The following is a 12439-nucleotide window of genomic DNA, read 5'->3' on the forward strand; positions in this document are numbered from 1 at the left end:
GGCGAAGAGGTCACACCCGTTCCCATACCGAACACGGAAGTTAAGTTCTTCAGCGCCGATGGTAGTAGGGGGCTTCCCCCTGTGAGAGTAGGACGTTGCCGGGCAATTTAAAAAGCGAGTCGAGGATGTCATTCCTTGGCTCGTTTTTTTGTATGTTCATTTGTTTGGTGAAATCCGCATACAATGTGGAAGAATCTAATTGGATGGATTGTGTCTTTTAAGGGGAAACTTATAAGACGTGATCTTTGAATGGTAAGGGGAGTAACGTTCAAGTTGATTAATGATCACAAATAGGGATTTATGAGCAGATGCATGGTTTTATGATCACAAATTGTTATTTATGAGCAGATCCAAGTTTTTATGATCACAAAATGAGATTTATGAGCGGATTTAAGTTTTTATGATCACAAATTGTTATTTATGAGCGGATCCAAGTTTTTATGATCACAAATAGAGATTTATGAGCGGATCCAAGTTTTTATGATCACAAATAGGGATTTATGAGCAGATGCATGGTTTTATGATCACAAACTGTTATTTATGAGCAGATCCAAGTTTTTATGATCACAAATAGAGATTTATGAGCGGATTCAAGTTTTTATGATCACAAAAAGGGATTTATGAGCGGATCCAAGTTTTTATGATCACAAATTGAGATTTATGAGCAGATGCAAGTTTTTATGATTACAAATAGAGATTTATGAGCGGATCCAAGTTTTTATGATCACAAATAGAGATTTATGAGCAGATGCAAGTTTTTATGACCACATTTCAAACGTGATCTTTGAATGGTAAGGGGAGTAACGTTCAAGTTGATTAATGATCACAAATAGGGATTTATGAGCAGATGCATGGTTTTATGATCACAAATTGTTATTTATGAGCAGATCCAAGTTTTTATGATCACAAAATGAGATTTATGAGCGGATTTAAGTTTTTATGATCACAAATTGTTATTTATGAGCGGATCCAAGTTTTTATGATCACAAATAGAGATTTATGAGCGGATCCAAGTTTTTATGATCACAAATAGGGATTTATGAGCAGATGCATGGTTTTATGATCACAAACTGTTATTTATGAGCAGATCCAAGTTTTTATGATCACAAATAGAGATTTATGAGCGGATTCAAGTTTTTATGATCACAAAAAGGGATTTATGAGCGGATCCAAGTTTTTATGATCACAAATAGAGATTTATGAGCAGATGCAAGTTTTTATGATCACAAAAAGGGATTTATGAGCGGATCCAAGTTTTTATGATCACAAATTGAGATTTATGAGCAGATGCAAGTTTTTATGACCACATTTCAAATTTGATAATAAAATCCACAATTACCTGTTCACTTACTAAAATCCATAATAATTATCTCTTGTATTTTAATGGGCCATTCTCAATAAACATCTCCAGTGATCTTGTCATGAATAGATTCATCTGCAGTCGGTGAATTCACTTGTAATCACAACGTTTCACCTGTACCATGTATCATGTAGAATGGAGGGGTGCCACATGAATCCTTGGGTAATGGTTTTGATTATCTTTGTGATAAATATTGTTTATGTAACTTTTTCTACCATGCGCATGATTTTAACGCTAAAAGGATATCGCTATTTTGCAGCCCTCGTTAGCATGTTTGAAGTGGTAGTCTATGTCGTTGGACTAGGACTGGTATTAGACAGTCTTGATCAAATTCAAAACTTAGTTGCCTACGCACTCGGTTTTGGTTCGGGTGTAATCGTTGGAACAAAAATTGAAGAAAAAATGGCACTTGGCTATATTACTGTGAACGTCATTACAGATGAGCTTAATAAAGAACTAGCATCGACGTTACGCACTAAAGGTTATGGTGTAACGGATTGGGCGGCACATGGACTAGGCGGAAATCGTTCTGCGATGCAGATTTTAACCCCGCGTAAATATGAGCTGAAACTGTATACTACGATTGCTGAGCTTGATCCCAAAGCTTTTATCATCTCCTATGAACCTAAAACAATTCGAGGTGGATTCTGGGTCAAGTCTGTTAAAAGAGGGAAGTTATTTAAGTGAGCCAACGAAAAACGATATGGTTTAAAGTGGAAGAGCATGAGACAATTTCGGACTGTATCGAGCGTATGAGAGCAGAAGGTTATATGCCTGCTGGACGTCGAGAAGAACCGTTATTTGAAGAACGTGATGGCAAGTATGTACCAATTCGTCAGATGATCCAATTGAAAGGTGTACTGGCAGATAGTGAATGATTGAGTTGAGGGATCCAAGGAGGAACTAGACGATGATTGAACGGTATACACGCCCTGAAATGGGAGCGATTTGGACAGATGAAAATAAATACAATGCGTGGCTAGAGGTTGAGATTTTAGCAAGTGAGGCATGGGCTGAACTTGGGGATGTTCCGAAACAGGATGTAGAGAAAATTCGACAGAACGCAGGCTTTTCTGTTGATCGAATTCTTGAAATCGAAAAAGAAACACGCCATGACGTTGTCGCTTTTACACGTGCTGTTTCTGAAACGCTTGGGGATGAACGTAAATGGGTTCATTATGGACTTACTTCAACCGATGTTGTGGATACCGCGCTTTCCTATTTGTTGCTTCAGGCTAACCGAATTTTACGAGCTGACCTTGTAAGATTCATTGATATTCTTGCGGAAAAAGCGAAAGATCATAAATACACTGTCATGATGGGACGTACACATGGTGTGCATGCAGAGCCTACAACATTTGGACTAAAGCTTGCATTGTGGCATGAAGAGATGAAAAGAAATCTTGAGCGATTTGATGCGGCGGCTATTTCTGTCCAAGCAGGTAAGATTTCTGGGGCTGTGGGGACGTATGCGAACGTGGATCCGTATGTGGAACAGTATGTATGTGAGAAGTTAGGATTGACTCCAGCTCCTGTTTCTACACAAACTCTGCAGCGTGATCGTCATGCTCAGTACCTTTCGACTTTGGCATTGATAGCAACATCGATTGAAAAGTTTGCGGTGGAAGTTCGTGGTCTTCAGAAATCTGAAACTCGTGAAGTGGAAGAGTTCTTTGCGAAGGGCCAAAAAGGTTCTTCTGCAATGCCTCATAAACGCAATCCAATCGGTTCTGAGAATATGGCAGGTCTCTCTCGTTTAATGCGTGGGTATATGTTAACTGCCTATGAAAACGTTCCTTTATGGCATGAGCGGGATATTTCCCATTCATCTGCAGAGCGAGTGATTTTGCCGGATGCGACGATTACGTTAAACTACATGTTAAATCGCTTCGGCAACATTTTGAAGAACTTGACGGTGTATCCTGAAAATATGAAACGTAACATGGATCGCACACATGGTTTGATATACTCACAACGTGTGTTGTTGTCATTAATCGATAAAGGGATGTCTCGTGAAGCGGCGTACGATACGGTGCAACCTTTGACTGCACAGTCTTGGGACGAGCAATGTCCGTTTAAAGACTTAGTAAAAGGCAACTCCACGATTACTAATCATTTAAATGATAAAGAAATCGATGAGTGCTTTGACTACAATTATCACCTTCAGAAGATTGATATGATTTTTGATCGGATTGGACTCAATTAATATTGTGAAAAAGGGATCGGCATATGCGCCGATCCCTTTTCTTATTGGATTGCACCAACAGATTTCAATTGTAAGTCAACTTTTACATCAAACTCCAGTTCAGGATAAATGGCTTTCCATTCATCTAATAAACTGTCCGTATGCAGACGGGTTGCCCGATATTTCAACCCGAATCCAAAAGGATCCACATCTTTCGATTGAAGACTTTCAAATAACTCTTTCACTTCCTCGGTTAGTTTTTCTGCTGAGAGACGGTCATAATGACCCAATTCTTTCAAGTGCAATAACTTGTTGGATTCGTTGACTGCGCCAACAGCTTTTATTCTAACGACTGCTCGGGGTTTCTGTCCGTCTTTTGTTTGAATCTTGATTTTCATATTGATACGATCCAATGTTAGTGTGAATTTGTAGCCTTCATTGTCAATTTGATAGCCAAATCCTGAAGAATTTTTCTTCAATGAATTGTATAACTTGGTTTCTAATAGACCAAGTTCAACTGGCTCGACCGTATCTTTTAAGACGATGGAGTGATTCACAATGAATTTAGAACTATCTTCCCCTCTAACAATGGGAAGCACTGTACTTAATCCTTTTGTATCATAATCCCGGCGGAATTCAAACAAGAACGTAGTGACGACGAATGGACTTTCAGTTCCTGTCTCGTCGAAAAAGTTGTATAAAGAGTTTTCTCCCGCGGATTCAAGTTTCGGTTTAACTTTTAATACTTCTTCTGCGCTTGGCACTGCAGCAACCACATATAATAGAAGTTGAAAATCTCCCCGTCTTACAAAGTAGTCCATCAGTTGAAATAAATCACCTGAGAGTATTTCTGGATTCAATGCGAGAATCTTAGTTTGACTATAATCCAGCACTTTATCAGCTTCTGTATCAAGATAACGCATGGCCTCCGCTACAGAGTCACTTTCATGCACTAAATATGCATATTCATTTTCAGTGTTAGATTTTAAAGAGGCGATAGGCTTTGCTATTTTTAATGTTACCTTGAACTTATCGTCCTTCCCATTTCCTTCAGCTGGATCTACTCCGATTCCTACAACAAAAGACCGTTTGTCCACACCTTTATATGCGCAACCAGAAAGTGAAGGGAGGAAAAAGGTACCTACTAGAAGGAGGAGTAGTCCAGCCTTAATTCTTTTCTTCATGAGGAAGCCCCCCTCTTAATGGCCAACATTGTCAAAAAGAATATCGCTACGAATATAGGAAGTATATTATAGTAATACATTGAATAATGATAAAGGTCGTATTGGGTTGCTTGAATGGTTATCCACATACCTATTACACAAAAGACGAACGCGATTAGAAAAGGAGTGTAATTTTGCTGTTGGACTTGAAGTATCTTAAGTCTGAATACACTTAGTACTAATTTATAAGCAACATGCCAATGAACAATCATGCTGATGAATGAAATCGTCACGAATAGGAACATGAAAATGAAAACTACACGCTCAATGAATCCGAATTTCATACGGACGGCATCTACAGAAGAGGTCCAAGGGAACATAAGTTGATGGACTTTATCGAATCCTGAATAACCAATCGGAATCAAGTATGCGTTAATAATTAAGAAAATACCGAGGCAGGTAATCGCCACCAATGCCCCTTTAGAGATGTGGTGCTTCTCCTTAAAATATTTGTTATAGATTATGAGGTTCGCAGATCCCATAAACATGAATGTGCTCGAAGTAAATGATGTGTAATCCGGTAAGGTGTTAATGTGCGTTATGGCGAGTCGGACTTGATCCAAATCTAATTCACTGCTTGTAAATAGTTTGAAAAACATCAGGACGAAAAGTGGAATCATAATGATGAATACAATCTCAAGGGTAAATAAAACGCTTTTAGACTTTAGTAATACACCGAAGAATACGGTGATTAAAATGGATAACGTAATCGTATAAATCGACATTTCAGGAGTTAAAAACGTAATTAGTAAGAATACGGTCATGACAAGCGTAATGATGCCTGCCACAAACCACATGAATGCAAAAAAAAGGGTTACAGGGATGCGGACCCAGTTAGATGTATGCTTCTTTAATAATTGGATGAAATCTTGTCCAGGAAATTGAAGGAAAAAGGATACAGTAATATAGGTGAACAGGACACCTGCAACGATACTGAGAAGTATTGCGGACAGTGCCCCGTCACCTGAACGTAACAGTAGTAGACGCGGTACCGGTGTCATGATTACGGCCAACATATTCATGAAGATTAAATAATATAAAAAGCGGCTCACTCCTGGTTCACCTTCTTTTCACTTCGTTTACTTCTCCAGGCGATTCGTAGATAAGGTTCACCGAAACTGTCTAGGTTGGTCATATGAAGAATAATTAAAAGCATCCCTGAAATCAGACCGACCATCCCGAACAGTGCCGTGAAAACTAGGAGGAACAGTCTCAAAAATCGTACGACAAAGCTGAGTTCGTTAATCGGGATAACGAACGTGGAAATTGCAACGATTGCAACGACCATGATGAGGATATTGGATGCTAAGGATGCCTCAGTTGCCGCTGTTCCGAGTATTAACCCACCAACTGTTGTGGCAGCTGCGTTGATGGACTTGGGTAGGCGTACACTGGCCTCAGTTAACAATTCTACGAATAAAATCATTATGATTGCTTCAATGAAAGAGGGATATGGAACACCGATTCTGCTCCCCGCAATGGTCAGTGTCAATTCTGTCCGTAAAATTTCAGGGGAATAAGCCGTAATTGCTACGTATAAACCGGGTAATACCAAACACATCATAAGTCCGAACCAACCTAAAAGTGTGTTGTAAAGAGAGATAAAGTACGTATGATAGTTTTCTTCCATTGAAACCATGTAGTCGAAGAAAATAACAGGTAACACAATGCCAAATGGAGAGTTATCCGCGAGTATAACAATTTTTCCTCCCGTAATATTATAAATAATACGATCGGGACGTTCTGTGATAATTGATGTAGGGAATAGATTAAAACGCCTGCGTGTGAGACGGACGGCAAGATCAGCTGAGGATTGTATGAGTGGTTCGTCTAAAGAGTCCAGCCTTTCTTTAACCCTACGTAGTACATCGATATTTACTAAATCCTCATCATAAAGAATCGCAATCGACATGTTGCTTTTGTCTTTTAGTTGCATGCTCTCTACATAAAGGCTGGATTGGTGATAGTGCTGACGGATAATACTAATGTTTGTTTCCAGGTCTTCACTTAGGGCCAGCTGTGATCCATGAATGGTTGTTTCTACAAAGGTTTCATTTTGTTGGGTATTTCCCAATCTTCGGATTTCGAGAAGGCTATATGTATCTTCCACGTATATTAAGACGAATCCAGAAGTGAGCATGGTAATCAGGTCATCTGTCGGAGGGATATCGATTCGATTTGGTAACCCTTTGATATACGCTGCAAATTTATGTTCATCCGCTAGCTCATAAAAAGGTTTAATGATTGTTTGTTGAAGAGTAGCTCCATCCACAACTGTTTTCAAGAAAAGAAGTTGGGCTTGTGCACCTTCGAATGTAATTGGTACATGCAAGACATCAAAGGATGCAGGAAGTATCTTTGTTATTGTCTTCATGAAGATCGGCATCTCTTGTTTGCTATTATCAGTTGTCATTGCAATAACTCCCTTCTATCAGGCATGTAGTGTAATTAGCCTTGCCGGAAATGGATCGTTGTATTCATCGATTACAGGCATTCATCCAATGATTTGTTCGACCAAAGAGAGGCATATTGGGTGTTGGCTACATTCATCTGATGGAGTCCCACCACTCCGGAATTATGGCCAAATACTGAAAGCTACGCATGAAAGGATTTTAGAGCAGTGAATATCTTGACCGACAGCAACTTCGTCGGGTTTCCCCTCGGATCGTTCTGGTAATACTAGAACAAAAAGGAGGGACATTCATGTCTAAGAAAATGAGGATAGCCATAGAAGAGCAGGCGATGTCTCTGGATGAGGGATCATTGGAAAGGCTGGTGGAAGCGGCTGCGGATGCAGATGTGGTGATGATCGGGGAGGCGACACACGGGACAAATGAATTCTATGAAATCCGAGCGGAGCTTACGAAGCGATTAATTGTGAAAAAGGGATTTACAATTGTTGCGGTGGAAGGAGATTGGCCAGCAGCGGAGGCGGTGAACCGATATGTCAAAGGGTTTGGTGATGGTGGGACGGCACGTGATGTATTGCGGGATTCTTTCACGCGGTGGCCCGAATGGATGTGGGCAAATGAAGTAGTGGCTGACTTTATAGAATGGCTGAAGTCTCACAACACATGTACTAATCGAAAGACGGGATTCTATGGAATCGATATGTACAGTTTGTATGAGTCGATCGATGAGTTGCTAAGTTTTCTATCGAAAAATCCGAAGTATGGAGCGGATTTGGAACTTGCAAAAAAGGCGTTCTCCTGTTTTGAACCATACAATCGGCTACCGGATCATTACGCATTGTCGAGTGCGCATTTCACCGATGAATGCATTAGTGAGGTTTCCACGCTGTTATCATCAATCCAAGGAAATAAGGGTCGTTACGATGGACATCATGAGGAGAATTTGAATGTCGTCATGAATGCCCTCGTTGCAAAGAACGCAGAAGCGTATTATCGAGAACTTCTTCAGGAAGATGCGATTTCATGGAATACACGTGATTTGCATATGGCGGAGGCCATCAAAGAACTTAAGAACTATCACGAAGACGCCAAAATTATTATATGGGAGCACAACACCCACATTGGCGATGCATCTGCAACTTCGATGAAAGATGCTGGAATGACTAATGTGGGTCAAATTATGCGGGAGCAGTATGGGAAACATCGGACATATGCCATAGGTTTCGGGACTTATGAAGGAACGGTTATCGCTTCGAGCAGCTGGGGCGAAAGCTTCGAAAGGATGTCTATACCACCCGCTAAGTTCAACACATGGGAAGGGCAGTTGCATGGTGCGAAAGGAGGGGACAAGGTGCTGTTATTCACCTACTATACTCGTGAATTATTTAGTGAGTGGATTGGACACCGAGCAATTGGTGTCGTTTATAACCCCGAATTTGAAGCGTTTGGAAATTTTGTACCATCCCGTGTCGGAAATCGATATGATGCATTAATTTTTCATCGACCGTTCAACTGCGCTAACGCCCCTTTGAATACATCTTTCCTGACAAAAAAGTGTTAGTTCTGAATTTCCCCATGCATGGCGAGATGGGGAAATTCGTTAAAGGAGCAAGCGACGCAAATACCCATTCCAGTCTCTTAACCAACTCAATCCGCGACACACATCCACGCACAAAAAAATGTCGTTTGGAAAAATTGTGTAACCTGTCCAAACCCGGCATCACGAAGCAACCCTTCAATCTCATCACCAGGTACAAATGATAACGCGCGCACGGTTTTCTCCATCTCCAGCACTTGTGCTTCGGACAATGAAGATCGATCAATCCAGCTCTGACGCCACAATCCGAATAACTGATCGAAGGAAGGATCATTCCGATCACCCGCCATTGAAGCAATCACAAACGGGGCTCCGGGCTTTAACCGCCTCCGAACTTCTTGCAATAACGCTAATTTCTCCTCGACGCTGTCAATAAAATGCAATACGAGCAAACACGATGCAGCACCAAAGGCTGTTCCCTCAGGCACATCCACCGCACTTCCTGCAACGAAATTCACCCGTTCCTTACCAAATCGGCCCTCTACTTTAGCGCGGGCTTCTTTCAGCATCGGTTCGGAAGGGTCGACCGCAGTAAACTTCCAAGTCGGATTGTGCTCCGCGAACTCGAGCAATTCATTTCCACCTCCTGCACCAACAACCAGAACCTTAGCATCATTGCCAGCATGCATCCGAAGAGCTGTATTCGCAAGTCGGACAAGCCCGTCATACGTCGGTAATGTCCGGCGGATTCCTCTATCGTATTCTGTTGCCGTATCCCCATCGAATGTTAATTGTTCAGTCATTAAAATCACTCTCCTAAAAGTTCTTTGCATTAAATTTTCGCTACCAACACCTCCAGTTCCTTCATTCACTATCTATTCACACTTTCCAAGCTATGGTAGGATACTTGTAGGAACGGACGATAAAGGAGACGATCTCAATGTGGAACGCGGAAGAAATCGCTTTGCAACTTGCCGTCATTGACGGAAAAGAGGCACCAGATTTAATCATCACGAATGCAACGTACTTACATTCTGTCTTCAAACAATGGAAAACCGGTACGATTTGGATCAAACATGGTCGTATTCTTTATACAGGCGAGCGCATGCCGGCAATGACAGAAGGCGCTGAACTAATTGACGGGACAGACAAATGGATTGTCCCAGGATACATAGAACCCCACGTGCACCCATTTCAATTATATAACCCGGAAACGTTCGCCCAATACGCTGCACAACACGGGACAACGACATTTTTAGCTGATAATTTAATGTTGCTCATGTCGATAAACCAAGAGCAAGCGTTCACGTTACTCGACCAATTGAAAGAATTGCCGTTTTCATTCTACTGGTGGGCACGCATGGATTCTCAGACGAATTTGCAAAACGAAGCCGAAGTCTTTTCTCCAGAAAAAGTCGCGGAGTGGCTGAAGCGCGATGATGTCCTGATGGGCGGGGAGCTAACAGGTTGGCCACGTTTACTAAAAGGCGATCCCGTCATGACCGCATCACTGCAAAAAGCGAAGCAGCTTGGTAAAAAAGTCGAAGGACATTTTCCTGGAGCCTCTGAACGCACACTTGCACGGATGAGACTGCTTGGAGTGAACGGAGACCATGAATCGATGACGGCGGATGAAGTGGAAGCACGGTTGTTGCAAGGCTATGCAGTGACACTTCGCGAGTCATCCATTCGACCGGACTTGAAACCATTGCTCGAAGGCATTCTGGAAAAAGAGCTCGATGTTTTCGATCATCTTATGATGACGACAGACGGCTCCCCGCCCTTGTTCCATGAGGACGGTGTGATGGATAAATGCATTCGCATTGCGCTAGAAGTAGGTGTCGACCCGATCGATGCCTACCAAATGGCGTCCTATAATATCGCAAGGTACTATGATGTCGACGAGTTGCATAGTGTAATAGCACCGGGACGATTAGCGACACTGAATTTTTTATCCGACATCCAGGAACCAAACCCGACAGACGTGTTATCAAAAGGGGTATGGGTGAAACGCGATGGACAAGCATGTATCGAATTCAACAAAGCGGATTGGTCGGTATTCCCGAATTTCGCACCTAACTTCGATCTCACTTTAGAAGATGTAACCGCAACGGAACCGATAGGCATCGAGATGTTAAATGATGTCATCACGAAGCCATACGAGACAACCGTCGATTTGACCGCTGAACGGTTAGAAGGTGATCACGATGAGTCGTTCCTCGCCCTCATTGATAGGGAAGGAAAATGGCGTGTAACAACAGTCATCAAAGGATTCACGAGTTCCTTACAAGGTCTCGCGTCTTCCTATTCCAACACGGGAGACATTATTTTAATCGGGAAAGACAAAAACGAAATGCTTCGGGCGTTTCGCCAATTAAAACAACTAGGCGGAGGAATCGTGATTGCTGAAAATAACGGGATTCTAAGTGAATTGCCGCTCACAATTGGAGGCAGTCTGTCCAATCAACCTATAGAAATTTTGCGTGAACAAGAACGACTATTCAAAAAAGCCTTACGCGACAGAGGATATGAAAAAGGGGATGCTGTCTACAGTTTGCTCTTTCTACAGTCCACCCATCTACCCTATGTCCGGGTGACGCAATTCGGTGTTTCGGATGTAATGAGAAATAAGATTTTGGTCCCCATGACTGAACGATAGGAGAGCCTCTATGAACGCTAAAAAACTACTTTTTACTACGTTACTTGTTGGACAAGTGTTGCTCGTCGGCTGTTCAAATGATACAGAAGATGAAATGACGCAAACAGAGGTAAAGTCAGGTGAAACTAACGCACAACCGAGTGAAACGCTTTTGACTACGGCACCTTTTACCGGTATGAAAGTGGAAGAGACGGATCGGCGTCCAATTCTTGCGACCATCAATAATCATCCACTTGCCCGTCCACAATCCGGGTTAAGTCAGGCGGATGTCGTTTATGAAGTATTTGCAGAAGGGAATATCACACGGTTGCTTGCGCTTTACCAAAGCCAACTTCCTGAAGAAATTGGACCAATCCGCAGCGCCCGTGATTATTTCATAGACATTGCACAAGGGCTTGATGCGTTTTACATCGCGCATGGATACAGTCCAGACGCACACGCGTTATTGACTGCGGGAGTTGTAGATAACATCAATGGCATGCAGTACGATGGCACGTATTTCATCCGCTCGAAAGAAAGGAAAGCACCTCATAACTCCTACATTTCCAAAGAGCATATCGAAGATGCTATGGAGGATTTATCAATTGACACTCAAATTCGGGAAGTCCCAACGCTTTCGTTCCATCCAGACGCGGATAGTGCTAAACTAGGAGAGATTGCATCGACAATTGTTGTCGGTCACCCAGACCCGAATTTCACAAGCACGTATACATTCGACCCAGAAACGAAAACGTATGAACGTTCCGTCAATGGAATCATTACGACTGACAAAGCGGACGGCAAAAAAGTGACGCCTGCGAATATCGTCGTCATGGAAGCCCCTTATACAACCATTGATGCTGAAGGAAGACAATCGTTGGATTTAACAAAAGGCGGACCTGCTATTTTGTTTCAGAATGGTGTCGCGCTTACACTCGAGTGGAAACAAATCGATGGCGTGATTACACCTGTACAGAACGGGGTACCTGCAAAATTAGTACCAGGGCAGACGTGGATCCATATCGTTCGAGAACAAGCGATTGGCAACACGACGACCTATACCCCTTAAGGACGGAGGTAGATTT

General features: G+C 42.1%; 10 protein-coding genes and 1 rRNA gene. 7 read left to right on the forward strand and 4 right to left on the reverse strand.

Annotation, left to right across the window (positions count from 1 at the left end):
* The 4 genes from rrf to purB all read left to right on the forward strand — a co-directional run.
* A 5S ribosomal RNA gene (gene rrf, locus DVB69_RS01095) occupies window positions 1-104 on the forward strand; the annotation flags it as partial.
* Between the two features lie 1406 nt (window positions 105-1510).
* The gene (locus DVB69_RS01100) at window positions 1511-2047 is read left to right on the forward strand and encodes a DUF2179 domain-containing protein (RefSeq protein ID WP_116015726.1); all 537 of its coding nucleotides are present in this window, start codon (window positions 1511-1513) and stop codon (window positions 2045-2047) included.
* Window positions 2044-2238, forward strand: coding sequence for an NETI motif-containing protein (locus DVB69_RS01105; protein ID WP_116015728.1), 195 nt, complete (start codon window positions 2044-2046; stop codon window positions 2236-2238). Before DVB69_RS01100 ends, DVB69_RS01105 begins: the two co-directional genes overlap by 4 nt.
* A gap of 32 nt (window positions 2239-2270) precedes the next feature.
* Window positions 2271-3566 carry an adenylosuccinate lyase gene (purB, locus tag DVB69_RS01110; RefSeq protein WP_116015730.1) on the forward strand — a complete coding sequence of 432 codons (1296 nt, stop codon included), beginning with the start codon at window positions 2271-2273 and terminating at the stop codon, window positions 3564-3566.
* A gap of 41 nt (window positions 3567-3607) precedes the next feature.
* Here purB and DVB69_RS01115 read toward each other — a convergent pair whose 3' ends face one another.
* From DVB69_RS01115 to DVB69_RS01125, 3 genes are read right to left on the reverse strand one after another with little or no spacing between them, the layout of a single operon-like run.
* Window positions 3608-4729, reverse strand: a complete 1122-nt coding sequence (locus tag DVB69_RS01115; RefSeq protein WP_116015732.1) for a Ger(x)C family spore germination protein — start codon at window positions 4727-4729, stop codon at window positions 3608-3610.
* Entirely contained in the window at window positions 4726-5820 is a 1095-nt protein-coding gene (locus DVB69_RS01120; protein ID WP_116015734.1) for a GerAB/ArcD/ProY family transporter, read from the reverse strand. The genes DVB69_RS01115 and DVB69_RS01120 overlap by 4 nt, the downstream gene beginning before the upstream one ends.
* Window positions 5817-7181 carry a spore germination protein gene (locus DVB69_RS01125; protein WP_116015736.1) on the reverse strand — a complete coding sequence of 455 codons (1365 nt, stop codon included), beginning with the start codon at window positions 7179-7181 and terminating at the stop codon, window positions 5817-5819. Before DVB69_RS01125 ends, DVB69_RS01120 begins: the two co-directional genes overlap by 4 nt.
* Before the next feature lie 290 nt (window positions 7182-7471).
* Here DVB69_RS01125 and DVB69_RS01130 point away from each other — a divergent pair, with 290 nt between their 5' ends.
* A complete protein-coding gene (locus DVB69_RS01130) occupies window positions 7472-8740 on the forward strand; it encodes an erythromycin esterase family protein (protein ID WP_116015738.1) in 1269 nt (422 codons plus the stop codon).
* Between the two features lie 86 nt (window positions 8741-8826).
* Here the strand turns inward: DVB69_RS01130 and DVB69_RS01135 are convergent, their stop codons facing one another.
* Entirely contained in the window at window positions 8827-9519 is a 693-nt protein-coding gene (locus DVB69_RS01135; RefSeq protein WP_116015740.1) for a class I SAM-dependent methyltransferase, read from the reverse strand.
* Window positions 9520-9656: 137 nt separating this feature from the next.
* On the opposite strand from DVB69_RS01135, the gene DVB69_RS01140 reads away from it, so the two are divergent.
* Together DVB69_RS01140 and DVB69_RS01145 are read left to right on the forward strand one after the other, a co-directional pair.
* Entirely contained in the window at window positions 9657-11375 is a 1719-nt protein-coding gene (locus DVB69_RS01140) for an adenine deaminase C-terminal domain-containing protein (RefSeq protein WP_116015742.1), read from the forward strand.
* Between the two features lie 10 nt (window positions 11376-11385).
* Complete coding sequence (locus DVB69_RS01145; RefSeq protein WP_116015744.1) at window positions 11386-12423, forward strand: DUF3048 domain-containing protein; 1038 nt, start codon at window positions 11386-11388, stop codon at window positions 12421-12423.
* Window positions 12424-12439: the final 16 nt, after the last annotated feature.

Origin of the sequence: Sporosarcina sp. BI001-red (genome assembly GCF_003384035.1) — a bacterium.
In the GTDB taxonomy this organism is placed as follows: domain Bacteria; phylum Bacillota; class Bacilli; order Bacillales_A; family Planococcaceae; genus Sporosarcina.

Bases quoted from the DNA above. Each gene is read 5' to 3' on its own strand.
- DVB69_RS01100 (WP_116015726.1), top strand. From the start codon at position 1,511: ATGAATCCTTGGGTAATGGTTTTGATTATCTTTGTGATAAATATTGTT.
- purB (WP_116015730.1), top strand. From the start codon at position 2,271: ATGATTGAACGGTATACACGCCCTGAAATGGGAGCGATTTGGACAGAT.
- DVB69_RS01115 (WP_116015732.1), bottom strand. From the start codon at position 4,729: ATGAAGAAAAGAATTAAGGCTGGACTACTCCTCCTTCTAGTAGGTACC.
- DVB69_RS01125 (WP_116015736.1), bottom strand. From the start codon at position 7,181: ATGACAACTGATAATAGCAAACAAGAGATGCCGATCTTCATGAAGACA.
- DVB69_RS01130 (WP_116015738.1), top strand. From the start codon at position 7,472: ATGTCTAAGAAAATGAGGATAGCCATAGAAGAGCAGGCGATGTCTCTG.
- DVB69_RS01135 (WP_116015740.1), bottom strand. From the start codon at position 9,519: ATGACTGAACAATTAACATTCGATGGGGATACGGCAACAGAATACGAT.
- DVB69_RS01140 (WP_116015742.1), top strand. From the start codon at position 9,657: ATGTGGAACGCGGAAGAAATCGCTTTGCAACTTGCCGTCATTGACGGA.
- DVB69_RS01145 (WP_116015744.1), top strand. From the start codon at position 11,386: ATGAACGCTAAAAAACTACTTTTTACTACGTTACTTGTTGGACAAGTG.